Below are 18,436 nucleotides of genomic sequence, written 5' to 3' on the forward strand. Positions count from 1 at the left end.
CTCATATATAAGGTATAACGAGCAGGAAAGGAGCTGATTAAATGAAAGTAAATGATTTTCCCAAAGTAACTGTTATCTTAAGAGGCTATACCTACGATCAAATACATACCGTTGTAAAAAATCTGATAGGGACAGAGCTTAAGGCGGTTGAAATTACCATGAACACGCCTGGAGCTTTGGAAACGATTCGGAAAATCCGTGAGGAATTTGGAGATTCCATTCTGGTAGGAGCTGGAACGGTTCTTACATACACGGAAGCGCAGCAGGCAATTGATGCAGGTGCAGCCTTTTTACTTTCTCCAACTGTATTTGATAAGGAAATACTGGATTTGTGCAGAGAAAGAGGTGTTATATCAGTTCCGGGAGCATTCTCACCATCGGAAATATGGAAAAGCATTCAGGATGGAGCAGATATCGTAAAGGTATTCCCGGCAGGACGACTGGGAAGCAGGTTCTTTTCAGATATCCAGGCGCCTCTTGGCAGACTGCCTCTGATGGCAGTAGGAGGAGTAAATGTGGAAAATCTGGAAGAATTTTTTAATGCAGGAGCATCATTTGCGGGAATCGCTTCCGGTATTTTTAACCGTCAGGATATCATTGAGCAGAGAGAAGAACACTTAAGAACATCAATCAGGGAAGCAGAAAAGAAAATCAGGCAGTTAAGGGAAGCACAGGAGGAATGAAATGAGTGCAATTATATTTGATGAATCGTTTATTTTAAGATTCGACACCCATTTAACGAATACAGAGGTATTATCGGCTATGGCCGATAATCTCTGCAAAAGGGGAATTGTAAAAGAAACATATAAAAAGGCAATTTTAGACCGGGAACAGGAGTTTCCAACAGGGCTTAATACAGGGGGAATTAACGTGGCAATTCCTCATGCAGATATCAGCCATGTAAATAAAGCGGCAATCTGCGTCGGTATTTTAAAGGAGCCCGCAGCCTTTCATGCAATGGATGAGCCGGATTATGATGTTCCGGTAAAGCTGGTTATTATGCTGGCTCTTACAGAAGCTCACGGACATATTGAAATGCTTCAGAAGATCGTTGGCCTGATTCAGGATCAGGCAGCAGTAAAAGAGATTACAGAAACAGATGATTCAGAAAAAGCAGGAGAGTTGATCAGCAGATTTTTATTAGAGGAAAAGGAGAATTAAGAGATGAAGAGAATATTAGTGGCATGTGGAAATGGGATCGCAACATCAACCGTAGTAGCAACAAAGATCCGTGAGAAATGTGAGGAAAACGGCATTGCTGTTACAGTCACACAGTGTAAGCTTTTAGAGGTAAATGCCAAGGCAGATAATTTTGACCTTTTAGTAACAACAGGAAAGTTCACAGGAGGAAATGTAAATATTCCCGTTGTAGGCGCTATTTCTTTATTAACGGGAATCGGAGAAGAGGAAACTCTGGATCAAATTCTTGACTATGTTCGATAAAAAACATACTGGGGAGTATTACAGATAGAAAAAGAGGAATGCAGTTATGCAGATTATTTACAATATATTTAATGTGATTCTGGATGCAGGGGCGGTTGTAATGCTGCCGATTATCATCACAATCGTAGGACTGATTTTTCAGGTAAAATTATCAAAAGCGTTCCGTTCCGGTTTGACAATCGGAATTGGTTTTGCAGGCATCAATCTGGTTATCAATATGCTAAAAAGCAATCTGGGTCCTGCTGCTCAGGCAATGGTAGAAAATTTCGGCATTAAGCTGGATATCCTGGATGTGGGATGGGGAGCGATCGCGGCAGTTACATGGTCTTCTCCGATTATTGCAATTTTAATTTTCTGTATTCTGGCTACCAATATCATTATGCTGGCATTAAAGGCTACAGATACGTTGGATGTAGATATCTGGAACTACCACCACATGGCGATTGTGGGAATCATGGTTTATTTTGTGACAAAAAATGTGGCTTTGGGAATTGCTGCTACCGTTGTAATGGCTATCGTCACATTTAAAATGTCCGACTGGACTGCACCTTTAGTAGAAGAATATTTCGGGATTCCCGGAGTGTCCCTTCCAACTATGTCTGCATTGTCATCCATCGTAATTGCAGCACCGTTAAACTGGATTTTAGACCGGATTCCCGGAATCAATAAAATTGATTTTGAGATTAAGGACGCCCAGAAATACCTTGGCTTTTTCGGTGAGCCAACCATGATGGGCCTGATTTTAGGCTGTATCATCGGTGTACTTGCAAAATATAATCTTGCCTCCATCCTTTCTCTGGGCGTAAATATGGCGGCTGTTATGGTTCTCATTCCAAAGATGACTTCTCTGTTTATGGAAGGACTTATGCCGATTTCAGAGGCAGCCAAAAACTTTACGCAGAAGAAATTTAAGGGAAGAAAGTTCCTCATTGGTCTGGATGCTGCTGTTGTAGTAGGAAATCCGGATGTAATTACAACTTCCTTAATCGTGATTCCGATGACTATTTTAATGGCAGCCGTTCTTCCGGGCAACCGTGTTCTTCCTTTTGCGGATCTGGCTGTGGTGACATTCCGTGTAGCCCTTGTTGTAGCTGTCACAAGAGGAAATCTTTTCAAAAATATCATTATGGGCCTTGTCTGTACGGGAGCTATCCTGCTTGCAGGAACAGCAACTGCACCGGTTTTAACTGAGCTGGCTCTCAGCGTGGGACTTGATCTTGGAGAAGGACTGATTACGTCCTTTGCTGCAACCAGCCTGACTGTAAGCTTTCTTGTCTACAAAGCATTTATCAGCAATTTGTATATCAGTGTTCCTCTTCTTGTGCTTGTTGTGGGAGGTACCTGGATGGTTATGAGCCGTATCAATAAAAAGAAAGCAGAGATGGCAGCACAGGGAGAACAGGCCTGAATATCACAATAAAACAGGGAGGAAATAAGTAATGCAGAGAGCCATTGACCGATTAGAGCCATTTCAGCGGGCCATATCAAAAGCACATTTAGCAGCAGCCGGTGTTTCTGTTGATGCGCTGGAAAAGAAACCGCTGATTGCCATTGCAAACAGCTGGAATGAGATCTGTCCGGGACATGAACCATTAAAGAAGCTGGCAGAAGAGGTAAAAAAAGGGATTTTAGAGGCTGGGGGAGAGCCTGTAGAATTTAATACAATTGCGATGTGCGACGGGATTGCGCAGGGACATTCAGGGATGCGTTACTGTCTGCCCCACAGAGAGATTGTTACAGATTCCATTGAAGCAATGGTAGTAGGAGAAGGAGTGTTTGACGGTGTTGTTTACATGGCGTCCTGTGACAAAATCATACCAGCCATGCTGAATGCAGCGGCACGTATTGATCTTCCGTCCGTGATCGTTACCGCAGGCCCCTGTTTTGCTCAAATAAAACCCAATGAGTCAAAGGAATTAAGACAGCGCTTCTTAAGGGGAGAGATTACGGAACGCCAGCTCATCGAGGGAACGCTGAAATATTATACAGGGCCGGGAGTCTGCCCATTCCTGGGAACTGCCAATACAATGGGGGCTCTGTGTGAATCTCTGGGAATGATGCTTCCCGGAAGCAGCCTGATTCCATCCAGTACCAGCATGAGAAGATTTTCAGCCAGAGAATCAGGAAGTACGGTTATGAAGCTGGTAGAACAGCAGATACGTCCTTCACAGATTATAACAAAAGAAGCTCTGGAAAACACCGTGACGCTTTTAAGCGCAATCGGCGGATCCTTAAATGCCATGATTCATCTTCCGGCTCTGGCAGCAGAACTGGGGCTGGAGCTGGATTGGGATGATATAGCAAAGATCACTTCCAAAACACCGGTGCTTTGCGGAATCGTTCCAAATGGGAATCTGACAGCTGTAGATCTTCACTATGCAGGAGGAATACCAGCTGTTATGAAGGAACTGCGGGACAAACTTCACGGGGAGTGCCTGAATGTGTGCGGCCTGTCCTTAGGAGAGATTCTGGAGCAGACCAAGGACGGAGACAGAACCGTGATCCATACGGCCGGAGAGCCCTTGGAAAAGGCAAATGGAATCCAGGTTTTATATGGAAATCTGGCGCCTCAGGGAGCTTTGGTAAAAACATCGGCTGTGCCTGAAAATGTAAGGGTATTTGAAGGCACTGCGAAGGTCTTTGATGGAGAGGATGCCTGTTATGCTGCATTCAGAGATCATGCTATCCATGAGGGAGATGCGGTGATCGTGCGTTATGAGGGCCCCAAGGGAGGCCCTGGAATGAAGGAACTGCATCGAATTACGGAGATTATAAAGGGAATCCCCCGGACAGCTGTGATCACGGACGGACGTTTTTCCGGAGCGAGCGGAGGCTTAAGCATCGGCTATCTCTGTCCGGAGGCAGAGGAAGGAGGTCCAATCGCTCTTGTAAAGAATGGTGACAGGATTCAGGTGGATTTATATAAGGGAATGATTCATTTGGATGTTTCTGACGAAGAGCTGATTTCGCGCCGCAATGCATGGGAGCATGGCGAAAAGAAAAAAGAAAAGGGCCTTCTTGGAAGATATGCAGCAATGGTGGGAAATGCAAGGCAGGGAGCCACATTTCATATTTAAAAACTAGCTGTTTCGAGCAAAGACTTATAAAAAATGCCGCAGCCTGTAAGCGATTCCGATGGGAATCCTACAGGCTGCGGCTCTTTTGTATCTCACCTTTCCCCTCTGCCATCCCCGTGGCCCCGCAGGGCCTGTATGTGTGATGGAGTGTAATGCAATCAGGGAATTTCATACTTTGTTTTGTGATTTCTCTGCCGGGTAACGCAGCAGGGGAATGGTTTTTCTTCTGTTTCATCCGTTCATAAGGTTAATGCACAGGCAGCCTGTTTTATTGCAAAAAAAATTTGCCTCTTATTGCCAGTCCTATGTTTCTGTGCTAATATATAGGTTGCTTTATTGCAGGAAAAGAGGAATAAAAACGTGATGCAGTATTTAATTGTCTGCCCCCTGGTATTTTTAGCAGGTCTGGTAGACTCCATTGCAGGGGGAGGCGGACTGATCTCCCTGCCCGGCTATATGATCGCAGGGGTGCCGGCCCACATGGCTCTGGGAACGAATAAGATGAGCTCTACCATTGGTACTCTGGTTTCCACAGCCCGTCTTTTAAAGCACGGATATCTGAAAGGAAAGATTGCTGTTGCCGCTGTTTCGGCTGTGTTTGCCATGACAGGCTCTGTGCTGGGAGCGCAGATTGCCCTCCGGGTACCGGATTCGGTGATCCGGAGCATGATGATCGTGATCCTTCCCATTGTAGCCTACTATGTGCTTCGCAATAAAAATATGGGAGACAGTGAACGGACGGGAACCATTTCCAAAAGGCGCGTCTGTGTGATCTCACTGGCAGCCTCCTTTGTGATCGGAACCTATGACGGCTTTTACGGCCCAGGTACGGGAACCTTTCTGATCCTGGTGCTTACGGGAGCAGCCCGGATGGATATGCGCACAGCTGCAGCCCAGACCAAGGTGATCAATCTGTCGTCCAATATCTCCGCACTTGTCACATTTATCCTTACGGGAAATGTGTATTATACATTGGGAGCAGCCGCTTCTGTCTGTTCGGTAGCAGGCCATTATCTGGGAGCAGGACTGGTGGTCCATGACGGCCAGAAGATTGTCCGCCCCATGGTACTTGTTGTGTTAGGAATTTTGTTCCTTAAGATCATTGCCGGAGCATAAAGAGGAAGGCCGGAAAACTGTAACTGAAAACCTTATTTGAATCAGGAGAAATGCTTATGAAATGGAAGAAATTTACACTTACAACTACCACAGAGGCCGTAGATCTGGTCAGCAGTATGTTTGATGACATCGGGATCGAAGGAATTGAGATCGAGGATAATATTCCGCTTACAGAAAAAGAGACAAAGGGAATGTTCATCGATATCCTTCCGGAGCTTCCGCCGGACGAGGGCATTGCCAAAGTAAGCTTCTATCTGGATGATGATGCGGATGTGGCGGAAATGCTGAAAAAGGTCAATGAGGGACTGGACGAGCTGGCTTTATTTACCAATCTGGGAGCACGCACCATTGAGGCTTCTGAAACAGAGGACAAGGACTGGATCAATAACTGGAAGCAGTATTTTAAGCCCTTTACCGTAGACCATATCCTGATCAAACCCACCTGGGAGCCTATCCCTGAGGAGCATAAGGACAAGCTTCTGGTTCAGATCGATCCCGGCACAGCCTTCGGCACGGGGATGCACGAAACCACCCAGCTTTGTATCCGCCAGCTGGAAAAGCACGTTCACGGACAGGCTGAGATTCTGGACGTGGGAACAGGCAGCGGCATTTTAGGCATTACAGCCTTAAAGCTGGGAGCAAAGGAGGTCTGGGGAACAGATCTGGATGAAAATGCCATTACGGCAGTGGGAGAGAATCTGGAGGCTAACTCCATTTCCAGCGACAGCTTCCATGTGCTTCAGGGAAATATCATTGACGATCAGGCGGTAAAGGACTGGGCCGGATATGAGAAATACGATATCGTGGTTGCAAATATCCTTGCAGATGTAATTATTCTCCTTGTAGATGAGATTCCGGCTCATCTGAAAAAAGGCGGATATTTTATCACCTCCGGAATTATCAATATGAAGGAAGAGGCAGTAAAGGCGGCCTTTGCGGCAAATCAGGAGCTGGAAGTAACCGAGATCACATATCAGGGCGAGTGGGTGTCTGTCACAGCCAGAAAGAAGTAAGAGATGCATCATTTTTTTGCCGATCCGACCCAGGTGGCAGAGGATACCATCTTCATTACCGGGCCGGATGTAAACCATATGAAACATGTGCTCCGCATGAAGCCGGGGGAAGAAGTTTTGATCAGCGACGGCACAGGCCGCGACTATACCTGTGAGGTAGAGGCCTTTGAGCCGGATCGGGCTGTGGTGAGAATCCATTCTGTCTGTGACAGCCGGATGGAGCTTCCTGCCGAGATTTGGCTCTTTCAGGGCCTTCCAAAAGCAGATAAGATGGAACTTATCATCCAGAAGGCAGTGGAGCTGGGAGCTTCTGCCGTGGTTCCTGTTGCCACGAAAAATGCGGTGGTGCGGCTGGATGAAAAGAAGGCGCAGGCCAAGAAAAAGCGCTGGCAGGCCATTGCGGAAAGTGCAGCCAAGCAGTCAAAGCGCAGCCGGATCCCCCAGGTGGAGCTGGTGATGACCTTAAAAGAGGCATTTTCCTTTGTTCATGACAGGGAATTTGGCCTGTGCCTGATCCCATATGAGCAGGAAAAGGGGATGGACGCCATGAAGCAGGCTTTGGAGAAGACAGCTCCCGGCCAGAAAATTGCAGTATTTATCGGTCCGGAGGGGGGATTTGACGAAGGGGAGATCCGTCAGGCTCTTGAAATGGGCGTCTGTCCGGTGAGCCTTGGAAGCAGGATTTTGAGGACAGAGACAGCAGGGCTTGCCATTCTTTCGGTGCTTATGATGAAGCTGGAAGGGGCATTTTGAGAAAGGATCAGCAGTATGGAAGTATATTTTGACAATTCAGCCACCACCAGGGTTTTAGATGAAGTAAAGGACCTGACGGTGAAGCTTATGACAGAGGATTACGGAAATCCCTCTGCCCGCCACAGAAAGGGAATGGAGGCAGAGCAGTATGTAAAAAATGCCGCTTCCCAGATCGCAAAGACCCTGAAGGTAAAGGAAAAGGAAATCCTCTTTACCTCCGGTGGTACGGAGTCCAACAATATGGCTCTGATCGGCACAGCCCTTGCCAACCAGAGGGCGGGAAAACACATCATCAGTACACGGATCGAGCATGCTTCCGTGTATCAGCCCCTGGCATTTTTAGAGTCTCTTGGCTTTGAGGTGACTTATCTTTCCGTGGACAGTGAGGGACACATTTCCTTAGAGGAACTGGAGCAGTCCATCCGTCCCGATACGATTCTTGTATCTGTGATGTATGTAAACAATGAAATCGGGGCCATTGAGCCCGTAGAAGAGATCGCATCTCTGGTACACGGAAAGGGAAAAAACATTATTTTCCATGTGGACGCTATCCAGGCTTATGGTAAAATAGTAATCCGGCCCAAGAAGCAGGGAATTGACCTTTTAAGCGTCAGCGGCCACAAGATCCACGGGCCAAAGGGCGTAGGTTTTCTCTATATAGATGAAAAGGTAAAGATTAAGCCCCTTCTTTACGGCGGCGGCCAGCAGAGGGATCTGCGCTCCGGCACGGAAAATGTTCCGGGTATTGCGGGTCTGGGGCTTGCCGCTCAGGAGATGTACCGGGATCATGAGGCTAAAATTGGGAAAATCACCGGTTTAAAGGATTATTTCATTGACCGTGCGTTGGAGCTTGAGGATGTAACCGTAAACAGCCAGAAGGGCGGTTTAAGCGCTCCCCAGATCGTCAGCCTAAGCTTTAAGGGCGTCCGCAGTGAGGTGCTTCTCCACGCCCTGGAGGATAAGGAAATCTATGTATCCTCAGGCTCTGCCTGCTCCTCCAATCACCCCGCTATCAGCGGCACCTTAAAGGCTGTGGGAGTAAAAAAGGAGCTTTTGGATTCTACCCTCCGGTTCAGCTTCGGCCTTTTTAACACAAAGGAAGAGATCGACTATTGCATGGATGTATTAAAGGAGCTGCTTCCGGTTTTGAGACGCTATTACAGAGCGTAGCTGTCAGTTTGTTCGTTGTTTAGAAAGAGGTATATATGCAGTATCAGTCATTTTTAATTAAATATGCGGAGATCGGCACCAAGGGCAAGAACCGCTTTATGTTTGAAGACGCCCTGATCAAGCAGATCCGTTTCGCCCTCCGGGAGGTAGACGGAAGCTTTGAGGTGACAAAGGAATCAGGACGCATCTATGTAACCGCTGAGGGCGATTATGACTATGATGACACCATTGAGGCCTTAAAGCGGGTATTCGGTATCGCAGATATCTGCCCCATGGTGCAGATTGACGACAGGGATTATGAGAACCTGAAAAAACATGTGGTAGAGTATATGGATAAGGTCTACCCTGATAAGAACCTTACCTTTAAGGTGGTGGCAAGAAGAGGCGACAAGCGTTATCCTGTGTCCTCCGACCAGATTAACCGTGATATGGGAGAGGCCATTCTTGAGGCGTTTCCTCAGATGCGCGTGGACGTGCACAACCCGGATGTGCTCCTGAGAGTGGAGATCCGCCAGAAGGTAAATATCTTTTCCCTGATGATCCCGGGGCCGGGTGGTATGCCTGTCGGCACCAACGGAAAGGCCATGCTTCTTCTTTCCGGCGGCATCGACAGCCCGGTGGCAGGCTATATGATCGCAAAGAGAGGCGTAAAGATCGATGCGGTTTATTTCCATGCACCGCCTTACACCAGCGACCGTGCAAAGCAGAAGGTAGTAGATCTGGCCAAGCTGGTAGCCCGCTATTCAGGCCCCATGGATCTTCATGTGGTGAATTTTACGGATATTCAGCTGTATATTTATGAGAAATGCCCCCATGAGGAGCTTACCATCATCATGCGCCGCTATATGATGCGGATTGCTCAGGCTATTGCGGAAAAGAACGGAGCCATCGGCCTGATCACGGGAGAGAGCATCGGGCAGGTAGCTTCTCAGACCCTACAGTCACTGGCAGCTACCAATGAGGTCTGCACTATGCCCGTATACCGTCCGGTGATCGGCTTTGACAAGCAGGAGATCGTGGACGTGTCAGAAAAGATCGGAACATATGAAACATCCATCCAGCCCTTTGAGGACTGCTGCACCATCTTTGTGGCAAAGCATCCGGTGACAAAGCCAAATATCAACGTGATCCGCAATTCCGAGCGCCATCTGGAGGAGAAGATAGACGAGCTTGTAAAAACAGCGCTGGAGACAACAGAGGTAATCCGCTGTCAGTAAAAAAGGACGAAAAAACGCCGCCTGCCAAAGCAGACGGCGTATCCTGTTAAAAGCGCTGTTTCATCAGTCGATGATGTAGGGAGCCAGTGTAGATAAGATGTCCTCAACACTATTTTCAGCGTGGATATTTAAGTCGATGGGCTTGGAAAGATCCAGGCTGAAGATGCCCATGATGGACTTTGCATCGATCACATATCTTCCGGATACAAGATCAAAGTCAACATCAAATTTTGCCAGGTCATTTACAAAGGATTTGACCTTGTCAATGGAATTTAAGGAAATACGAACAGTTTTCATATTGAAGAACCCTCCTTGCGGTATGTATAATCTGATTTTATACTAAAGGAGAGACTCATAAAAGTCAATAGTGAGTTTGTATGAAAAAAACCGGAACAAACTGTAAAAAGTTTAAACGGCAGGAAAGGAGATTAAGTTATGCCGAAAGCGGCGTTTCACAATTTGGGCTGCAAGGTAAATGCCTATGAGACAGAGGCCATGCAGCAGCAGCTGGCACAGAGGGGCTATGAAATTGTCCCCTTTGATGAGAAGGCAGATGTATATATTATCAATACCTGCTCTGTCACCAATATCGCGGACCGGAAATCACGCCAGATGCTCCACCGGGCAAAAAAGCTCAATCCTCAGGCACTTGTGGTGGCAGCGGGATGTTATGTCCAGGTGGCCTCAGAGGAGCTTAAAAAGGATGCCAGTGTGGATCTGATCATTGGAAACAACAGAAAAGCAGAGCTGGCAGATATTCTGGATGCCCGTCTGGCAGAAAAAAATGAGGAAAACAGGGTGTATGTGCTGGATATTGCCCATACCCACGAGTATGAGCGCCTTCATCTGGATCGTCTGGGAGGCCATACCAGGGCTTTTATCAAGGTACAGGACGGCTGCAACCAGTTCTGCAGCTACTGCATCATCCCCTACGCCAGAGGAAGAGTCCGCAGCCGCAGCCATGAGGATGTGGCAGAGGAGGTAAAAGGACTGGTAGCAGGAGGGTATAAGGAAGTGGTTCTCACGGGAATCCACTTAAGTTCCTACGGCATTGAGCGCATGGAGGAAAATCCGGTGAGCCATGGCGACTGGAACCACAGGGAGCTGCTGGCGCTGATAAAGGAAGTTCACGCCATCGAGGGGCTGGAGCGTATCCGTCTGGGATCTTTGGAGCCAAGGATCATTACCAGAGAATTTGCAGAGGAGCTGGCAAAGCTTCCCAAGTTCTGCCCTCATTTCCATCTGTCTCTCCAGAGCGGCTGTGATGAGACCTTAAAACGCATGAACCGCCATTATACCACAGAGGATTATGAGGCCAGATGCCGTCTGTTAAGAGAGGTCTTTGACCATCCGGCCATTACAACCGATGTGATCGTGGGCTTTCCGGGGGAAACGGAGGAAGAATTTGCTCTCACAAAAGAGTATCTGGAACGGATCCATTTCTATGAGATGCATATTTTCAAATATTCCAGAAGAGAGGGTACAAAGGCAGCTGTGATGAAGGATCAGATCCCTGAATCCGTGAAGGCAGAGCGCAGCGACGTGCTCCTTTCTCTGGAAACGAAGATGTCTGAGGAATACAGAAAGCATTACGGGGATTCTGTACTTTCCGTACTGTTTGAGGAGATTACAGTCATAGACGGAAAGGAATACCTGACCGGCTATACGCCTCAGTATGTGAGGGCTGCCCTGCCTGTAACGGACAGGGAAATCTGCAGCCGCATGGCAGGAAATATCTTTGAAGTACAGGCGGAAGGCTTTGTAACAGATGAGGCTCTGCGGGTAAAATTGCAGGAAATAACTGTATAAATTAAACAAAAAACAGGGCAAATCAAAAATACTCTATTGCCGAATGGGGAAATATAGGGTAGAATATAGAAGAATACTTAAAGGACGTGATAATATGGGCAATATAAGAGAAACACAATATTTTCAGGCTGTTCAGGACAAAAAGATGGAAGTGAGCGATGTGCTGGAGCAGGTGTATATTGCCTTGACGGAAAAGGGCTATAACCCTGTAAATCAGATCGTGGGTTATATTATGTCCGGAGATCCCACTTATATCACCAGTCATAAGGGCGCCAGAAGCCTGATCATGAAGGTGGAAAGAGATGAGATCCTGGAAGAGCTGATGGCTGTTTACATTGATGCCCGTCTGAAATAACAGTGCCGGTCAGACTGCGGCTGCAGGCGGATACAGGCAGCACTTTGCTGCTTCGGATAAAATACCGTCAGGAGACTGGGAACGGTCTCTTTGTTTGATGACGGTACAGTATAATACAGGAATATGAAACGGTCATTTTCCTGCTGCAACGTCCATTGAGGTCTTCTAAAATGGGGAGCCTGATGGACGTTGTATTGTATATGGAAATAAAGCAGAGGAGGACGCTTTTTAAGTCCGCTCCTGCTTAAAAATGGCGGCTGCCAAAGCCGAAATCCGGCAGCTGCCGTATAGATGTGGAGGAATTGAATATGAGAATCATGGGTCTTGATTACGGCTCTAAGACTGTGGGAGTAGCAGTCTGCGATCCTTTAGGTATCACAGCCCAGACCGTGGAAACGATCACCCGCAAGGATGAGAATAAGCTGCGCCAGACCCTGGCCAGAATTGAAGCTCTGGCTTTAGAGTACGGGGTAGAACGGATCGTTCTTGGTTATCCTAAGAATATGAACAATACGCTGGGAGACCGGGCTAAAAAATCCGAGGAATTAAAAGAAGCCTTAGAGCGCAGGACAGGCCTTCCTGTGGTGCTTTGGGATGAACGTCTTACCACAGTGGCTGCAGAGCGCGTGCTGATGGAAAGCGGCGTGCGCAGAGAGCACAGAAAGGAATCTGTGGATCAGATCGCAGCTGCCATGATCTTACAGGGATATTTAGACCGCATGGCGATGGAACAGAAAAAGGAAGAAACAGCCGGTGATATGCCGGAGAGCGGAGAATAAGATGGAAGAAAGAACAGACTGCATTACCATGGTGACAGAGGATGGAGACGAGGTGGTGTTTTCCGTACTGGAGGAGACCAGGATCCATGGGAAGGATTACCTTCTTGTCACAGACGCCCCTGAGGATGAGGATGGAGAATGTTATATTTTAAAGGATGTATCCGGAGAACAGGAGCCGGATGCGGTTTATGAGTTTGTGGAAGATGACAGAGAACTTGACAGTGTAATGGGGATTTTTGAAGCCCTTTTGTCTGATGCAGATGTGGAAATTGAAAAGTAAAAATAAGGAAGAAAGATTGGAGGAATCAGTTTGAGTTTAGAAGAAAAAGAAAATGGAATCGAGCAGGAAAATAATACGCCTGAACCAGCAGGGCATACAGGAGAAGCCGGTTCAGAAAACAGTGCGCCGGTAAAAAGACGCCCTCAGAACCGCCGGCCGGTTCAGAGAAGAACGGCGAGACCGAAAAATACATCTGAAGAAGGAAGGAAGGCTGAGGGAGCGGAAAGTACGGTACAGACAGAAGGCGCACCGGAGGCCGCAGAAAAGAAGGAACAGAACAGACGGGCTCCCAGACGCCGCACTCCGGCTCCCAGACAGGGACAGGGTACCGGCAGAAGACAGGTTCCGGCTCCTTTAAGAAATACAGATGAGACAGCGGCAGCTCTTCCTGCAAAGCGCAGCACACGGGGAACAAAAAAGGACGGAAAAGGCAAGTTAAAGGTGATCCCCTTAGGCGGCTTAGAGCAGATCGGCATGAATATTACAGCCTTTGAATATGAGGATTCTATTATCGTAGTAGACTGCGGACTTGCCTTCCCGGGGGATGATATGCTGGGAATCGATCTGGTGATCCCGGATGTGACCTATTTAAAACAGAATATTGACCGTGTAAAGGGCTTTGTGATCACCCATGGACATGAGGACCATATCGGTGCTCTTCCTTATATTTTACAGCAGGTAAACGTGCCGGTTTACGGAACCAAGCTGACCATTGCGCTCATTGAACACAAGTTAAAAGAGCACAATCTGTTAAAGACCACCAGGCGCCGTGTGATGAAGCATGGCCAGTCTGTGAATCTGGGCTGCTTCCGGGTGGAATTTATAAAGACAAACCACAGTATTCAGGATGCGTCTGCTCTGGCAATTTTTTCACCGGTCGGCATTGTGCTCCACACTGGCGACTTTAAGATTGATTATACACCTGTATTCGGCGATCCCATCGACCTGCAGCGCTTTGCAGAGCTGGGAAAGAAGGGCGTCCTTGCCATGATGGCAGACAGTACCAATGCCACCCGTCCCGGCTTTACCATGTCCGAGCGCAGCGTGGGAAAGACCTTTGATGCGATTTTCGCAGAGCATACGAATCACCGCATTATCGTGGCTACCTTTGCTTCCAATGTAGACCGTGTGCAGCAGGTAGTAAATACGGCTTATAAATATGGCAAAAAGGTAGTAGTGGAAGGCCGCAGCATGGTAACGATCATTGATATTGCCAGTGAGCTGGGATATATCAATATTCCCGACGGAACGCTCATTGACATTGACCAGCTGAAAAACTATCCGCCTGAGTCCACCGTGCTGATCACCACAGGAAGCCAGGGCGAGTCCATGGCCGCTCTGTCCCGCATGGCAGCCAGCATCCATAAGAAGGTGTCCATTATGCCGGGAGATGTGGTTGTATTAAGTTCCAGCCCTATTCCGGGAAATGAAAAAGCAGTGGCAAATGTGATCAATGAGCTTTCCACCAAGGGAGCCAAGGTGATCTGTCAGGATACTCATGTATCCGGCCATGCATGCCAGGAGGATTTAAAGCTGATCTACTCTCTGGTACATCCCAAGTTTGCCATTCCCGTACACGGCGAGTTCCGTCACAGGGTTGCGCAGAAGGAACTGGCAGAGTATATGGGCGTTGCCAAGGATAACGCGATCCTGGTTAATTCAGGCGATGTAGTGGCTCTGGATGAGGACAGCTGTCAGGTGATCGACCATGTGACAGCAGGCGGTATTCTGGTAGACGGTCTGGGTGTAGGCGATGTGGGAAATATTGTCCTGCGTGACCGTCAGAATCTGGCTCAGAATGGTATTATCGTGGTAGTGCTTACGCTGGAGAAGCATTCCAACCAGCTGCTTTCGGGCCCGGATATTGTATCCAGAGGCTTTGTCTATGTGCGGGAGTCTGAGGATCTTTTGGAGGAAGCTCATAATATCGTGGCAAATGCAGTAGAGGACTGCTTAGACCGCCGCGTAAGCGACTGGGGCAAGATTAAAAATATCATCAAGGACAGCTTAAGCGAGTTTTTATGGAAGCGCATGAAGCGCAATCCTATGGTCCTTCCAATTATTATGGAAGTATAAGCCTTTGATATACAGCAGGAGGAGCGACAGGCCATGAGCAGACGGACAAGGGAGATCAATCGAATAACCACAGCCATTATCACCATTTCCATTAAGCTTATGGTGCTGGCTCTTCTTATCCTGCTTTTATACGAGGCCGTAGTCCGGGGATTTGCCTTTGGCCATGAGATTTTTTATGCAGAAGCGGCAGAGGCGGCTCCGGGGAGAGAAATCACGGTCGAGATAAAAGAGGGAGAGACAGCAAAAGAGGCCGCGGGAGAACTAAAGAAAAAGGGACTGATCACGAATGATTTCGCATTCTGGTTTCAGAGTATTTTCTATGATTACCAGGACATTTATCCCGGGATCTATACGCTTAACACCTCCATGACTTCCAAGGAGATTTTAAGAGAGCTGAATGTAAAACCTGAGGAGGAAAGCGAAGCGTCCCCCGAAGCCCGCACGGTGAGCGGGGAGGCGGATCTCTCAAAAGATGCAGATTCCTCAGAGAACAGGAAGACCAGAGCGGTTCAGGCAGAGCTGGACGGAGAGGATATCTATATGGAGGAAGAGGAATCCGGCGGCTGGATCGAAGAGGCAGAGGAATAAGACATGATTGTAAATGACAGAATCACAGACTATATCCAGTCCCTGGAAACCAGTCAGGGACCGGTTTTGGATGAAATAGAAAAAGAGGCTCTGGATCAGTTTGTGCCTATCATCAGAAAGGAGACGGCAGCTTTTTTAAGAACCATGACGGCAGCCCTTAAGCCGTCGGCCATACTGGAGATCGGCACGGCCGTCGGGTATTCTGCTTTGCAGATGTGCCGGGTGATGCCGGAGCACTGCCGCATTACTACCATTGAAAAGTATGAGAAACGCCTTCCCATCGCCAGAGAGAATTTTCATCGGGCAGGAGAAAGCGGACGGATCACACTTTTAGAGGGCGATGCAGACGTGCATCTGAAGGAGCTGGCAAAAAAAGGCTGTCAGTTTGATCTTGTGTTTATGGATGCAGCCAAGGGGCAGTATCTAAACTGGCTTCCCATGGTGCTTGATCTTATGCCCAAAGGCGCGGTGCTCATTTCCGACAATGTGCTTCAGGACGGCGATATCATCCAGTCACGGTTTGCCGTGGAGCGCAGAAACCGCACCATCCACAGCCGCATGAGAGAGTACCTGTATGAGTTAAAGCACACAGAGGAACTGGAAACCTCCGTGATTCCCATTGGAGACGGAGTGACAGTCAGTACAAAGGTTAGATAGGAGAACGATATGAGAGAAACAGAGCTGCTGATACCGGCAGGCAGTCTGGACGTATTAAAGACTGCTGTGGTTTACGGAGCAGATGCCGTATACATCGGCGGAGAGGTCTTTGGCCTCAGAGCCAAAGCGCACAATTTTTCCAAAGAAGAAATGAAAGAGGGAATTGCCTTTGCCCATGAGCGCGGGGTCAAAGTCTATGTGACTGCCAATATTCTGGCGCACAATGACGATCTGCCGGGGGTAGAGGCTTATTTTGAAGAATTAAAAGAAGTGGGGCCGGATGCCCTGATCATTTCAGATCCCGGCATCTTTGCCATTGCAAAGAGAGTTCTTCCCCAGATGGAGCTCCATGTGAGCACTCAGGCGAATAATACCAATTACGGCACCTATTTATTCTGGCATCAGCTGGGAGCGAAACGGGTAGTTTCTGCAAGAGAGCTGTCCTTAGAGGAGATTAAGGAGATCCGGGCCCATATTCCGGAGGATATGGAGATCGAGAGCTTTATCCACGGAGCCATGTGCATTTCTTATTCCGGAAGATGCCTTTTGAGCAATTTCTTTACCGGACGGGACGCCAACCAGGGGGCCTGCACCCATCCATGCCGTTGGAAATATTCGATTGTGGAGGAGACCAGACCGGGAGAATATATGCCTGTTTATGAAAATGAGCGCGGCACCTATATCTTTAATTCCAGAGATCTGTGCATGATCGAGCATATTCCGGAGCTGATCGATGCGGGAGTTGACAGCTTTAAGATCGAAGGCCGTATGAAGACAGCTCTTTATGTGGCAACGGTGGCAAGAACCTATCGAAAAGCCATTGATGATTATAAAAAGGATCCTGCCCTCTATGAGCAGAATATGGAGTGGTATAAGGAAGAAATTGGAAAATGTACCTACAGAGAGTTTACCACAGGCTTTTATTTTGGAAAGCCGGGAGCAGATGCGCAGATTTACGACAGCAATACCTATGTAAAAAATTACACCTATCTGGGAACGGTAGAGGAGTCCGAAGGCTGCCGGTTCAGAATCGAGCAGAAGAATAAGTTCTCTGTGGGAGAAACCATTGAGATCATGAAGCCCGACGGACGAAACGTACAGGCCCTTGTAAAGAGTATCTGCGATGAAGAGGGCAATGCTCAGGAGAGCGCTCCCCATCCCAAGCAGATCTTGTGGGTGGAGCTGGATGCGCCGGCAGATGTGTATGATATACTGAGAAAGAAAGCGGAGCAGTAAAAGACAGGAGGCGGTAAGTTTGGTGGATGGTATCCTGCTGATCCTGGCAGCATTGTGTGCGGTTTACTTTGTGATCATTGTGATCTATGGGGGAATCGGCACTTCTTTTGCCTTTATATGGCTGTTTTTTGCGGCTCTTTGCGTATTTCTTGTTTATGGAAAATGGTATTACAGCCGTCATATGTTTGACATTCCCAAGTGGGTGCCTGTGAGTATCGTTACCACCTGTGTGATGGGAGTGACCGTCATGGCAATGATATGTACTCTGGTGTTTTTGGGCGTCGCTTCCGAGGAAGAACCCGGACTTGATTATGTGATCGTTCTGGGAGCTAAGGTAAAGGAACATACGGTGAGCAATTCACTGAAAAAACGGCTGGATAAGGCCATTGACTATGCCCAGAAAAATCCGGAAACCTATCTGGTGCTTTCAGGGGGAAAGGGAGCGGATGAACCCATAAGCGAGGCTCAGGCCATGTACAAATATCTGGTCTATAACGGTGTCCGTCCAGAGCAGCTGCTCCTTGAGGATCGGTCTGCCAGTACGGTGGAAAATATTGCCTACAGCAGACTTGTGATCGAAGGCCATCGGGAACGGCTGCGTCTGGAACGGGAGCAGCAGGAGAAAAAACGCAGGGAACCTTACCTTATGGTAGATGACAAGCCTGTGGAAATCGGTGTTCTCACCAGCAATTTCCATGTATTCAGAGCCAGGATGATTGCCCGCAAATGGGGTTTTGAGCATGTTTATGGCATCAGCGCCCAGTCGGATCCTGTGCTTTTTATCCATCTGTGCGTTAGGGAATGTGCGTCGATTATAAAAGACCGGCTTATGGGAAATATGTAGGATAGAATGACTGCTTAAAGGAG

General features: G+C 47.9%; 20 protein-coding genes. 19 read left to right on the top strand and 1 reads right to left on the bottom strand.

Annotation, left to right across the window (positions count from 1 at the left end; all coding sequences use genetic code 11):
• Window positions 1-41: 41 nt before the first annotated feature.
• From ACZM6M_RS01160 to thiI, 10 genes are all read left to right on the top strand, one after another.
• The gene (locus tag ACZM6M_RS01160) at window positions 42-683 is read left to right on the top strand and encodes a bifunctional 4-hydroxy-2-oxoglutarate aldolase/2-dehydro-3-deoxy-phosphogluconate aldolase (RefSeq protein WP_066546243.1); all 642 of its coding nucleotides are present in this window, start codon (window positions 42-44) and stop codon (window positions 681-683) included.
• A 1-nt stretch (window position 684) separates the two neighbouring features.
• A complete protein-coding gene (locus ACZM6M_RS01165; protein WP_066546246.1) occupies window positions 685-1,161 on the top strand; it encodes a PTS sugar transporter subunit IIA in 477 nt (158 codons plus the stop codon).
• A 3-nt stretch (window positions 1,162-1,164) separates the two neighbouring features.
• Complete coding sequence (locus ACZM6M_RS01170) at window positions 1,165-1,443, top strand: PTS sugar transporter subunit IIB (protein ID WP_066546250.1); 279 nt, start codon at window positions 1,165-1,167, stop codon at window positions 1,441-1,443.
• A 46-nt stretch (window positions 1,444-1,489) separates the two neighbouring features.
• Window positions 1,490-2,851, top strand: coding sequence for a PTS transporter subunit IIC (locus ACZM6M_RS01175; RefSeq protein WP_178276073.1), 1,362 nt, complete (start codon window positions 1,490-1,492; stop codon window positions 2,849-2,851).
• A 31-nt stretch (window positions 2,852-2,882) separates the two neighbouring features.
• Window positions 2,883-4,520, top strand: a complete 1,638-nt coding sequence (gene ilvD / locus ACZM6M_RS01180; protein ID WP_066546255.1) for a dihydroxy-acid dehydratase — start codon at window positions 2,883-2,885, stop codon at window positions 4,518-4,520.
• A 360-nt stretch (window positions 4,521-4,880) separates the two neighbouring features.
• Entirely contained in the window at window positions 4,881-5,636 is a 756-nt protein-coding gene (locus ACZM6M_RS01185; protein WP_081422903.1) for a sulfite exporter TauE/SafE family protein, read from the top strand.
• A gap of 56 nt (window positions 5,637-5,692) precedes the next feature.
• Window positions 5,693-6,649, top strand: coding sequence for a 50S ribosomal protein L11 methyltransferase (gene prmA, locus ACZM6M_RS01190; protein WP_417301113.1), 957 nt, complete (start codon window positions 5,693-5,695; stop codon window positions 6,647-6,649).
• Window positions 6,650-6,652: 3 nt separating this feature from the next.
• Window positions 6,653-7,402, top strand: coding sequence for a 16S rRNA (uracil(1498)-N(3))-methyltransferase (locus ACZM6M_RS01195; protein ID WP_296035007.1), 750 nt, complete (start codon window positions 6,653-6,655; stop codon window positions 7,400-7,402).
• A gap of 15 nt (window positions 7,403-7,417) precedes the next feature.
• On the top strand, window positions 7,418-8,572 hold the full coding sequence (locus tag ACZM6M_RS01200) for a cysteine desulfurase family protein (protein WP_066546272.1): 1,155 nt from the start codon (window positions 7,418-7,420) through the stop codon (window positions 8,570-8,572).
• Window positions 8,573-8,607: 35 nt separating this feature from the next.
• Window positions 8,608-9,789 carry a tRNA uracil 4-sulfurtransferase ThiI gene (thiI, locus tag ACZM6M_RS01205; protein WP_066546274.1) on the top strand — a complete coding sequence of 394 codons (1,182 nt, stop codon included), beginning with the start codon at window positions 8,608-8,610 and terminating at the stop codon, window positions 9,787-9,789.
• A gap of 63 nt (window positions 9,790-9,852) precedes the next feature.
• Here thiI and ACZM6M_RS01210 read toward each other — a convergent pair whose 3' ends face one another.
• A complete protein-coding gene (locus ACZM6M_RS01210; RefSeq protein WP_066546276.1) occupies window positions 9,853-10,086 on the bottom strand; it encodes an HPr family phosphocarrier protein in 234 nt (77 codons plus the stop codon).
• A gap of 138 nt (window positions 10,087-10,224) precedes the next feature.
• Between ACZM6M_RS01210 and mtaB the strand changes: the two genes are divergently transcribed.
• The 9 genes from mtaB (at window position 10,225) to ACZM6M_RS01255 (ending at window position 18,413) form a co-directional block, all read left to right on the top strand.
• Window positions 10,225-11,598, top strand: a complete 1,374-nt coding sequence (gene mtaB / locus ACZM6M_RS01215) for a tRNA (N(6)-L-threonylcarbamoyladenosine(37)-C(2))-methylthiotransferase MtaB (RefSeq protein ID WP_337433683.1) — start codon at window positions 10,225-10,227, stop codon at window positions 11,596-11,598.
• A gap of 94 nt (window positions 11,599-11,692) precedes the next feature.
• Window positions 11,693-11,953, top strand: coding sequence for an IreB family regulatory phosphoprotein (locus ACZM6M_RS01220; RefSeq protein ID WP_066546281.1), 261 nt, complete (start codon window positions 11,693-11,695; stop codon window positions 11,951-11,953).
• A 308-nt stretch (window positions 11,954-12,261) separates the two neighbouring features.
• Window positions 12,262-12,732, top strand: coding sequence for a Holliday junction resolvase RuvX (gene ruvX / locus ACZM6M_RS01225; RefSeq protein ID WP_066546287.1), 471 nt, complete (start codon window positions 12,262-12,264; stop codon window positions 12,730-12,732).
• Window position 12,733: 1 nt separating this feature from the next.
• On the top strand, window positions 12,734-13,012 hold the full coding sequence (locus ACZM6M_RS01230; RefSeq protein ID WP_066546290.1) for a DUF1292 domain-containing protein: 279 nt from the start codon (window positions 12,734-12,736) through the stop codon (window positions 13,010-13,012).
• 441 nt (window positions 13,013-13,453) lie between these two features.
• Complete coding sequence (locus ACZM6M_RS01235; RefSeq protein WP_489489614.1) at window positions 13,454-15,088, top strand: ribonuclease J; 1,635 nt, start codon at window positions 13,454-13,456, stop codon at window positions 15,086-15,088.
• A gap of 33 nt (window positions 15,089-15,121) precedes the next feature.
• On the top strand, window positions 15,122-15,676 hold the full coding sequence (locus tag ACZM6M_RS01240; RefSeq protein WP_337433684.1) for an endolytic transglycosylase MltG: 555 nt from the start codon (window positions 15,122-15,124) through the stop codon (window positions 15,674-15,676).
• 3 nt (window positions 15,677-15,679) lie between these two features.
• A complete protein-coding gene (locus ACZM6M_RS01245; RefSeq protein ID WP_337433685.1) occupies window positions 15,680-16,333 on the top strand; it encodes an O-methyltransferase in 654 nt (217 codons plus the stop codon).
• Between the two features lie 9 nt (window positions 16,334-16,342).
• The gene (locus ACZM6M_RS01250; RefSeq protein WP_066546297.1) at window positions 16,343-17,569 is read left to right on the top strand and encodes a peptidase U32 family protein; all 1,227 of its coding nucleotides are present in this window, start codon (window positions 16,343-16,345) and stop codon (window positions 17,567-17,569) included.
• A 19-nt stretch (window positions 17,570-17,588) separates the two neighbouring features.
• Window positions 17,589-18,413: a YdcF family protein gene (locus ACZM6M_RS01255; protein WP_066546300.1), complete on the top strand. Its 825-nt coding sequence runs from the start codon at window positions 17,589-17,591 to the stop codon at window positions 18,411-18,413.
• Window positions 18,414-18,436 lie beyond the last annotated feature (23 nt).

This window comes from Enterocloster sp., assembly GCF_057861365.1.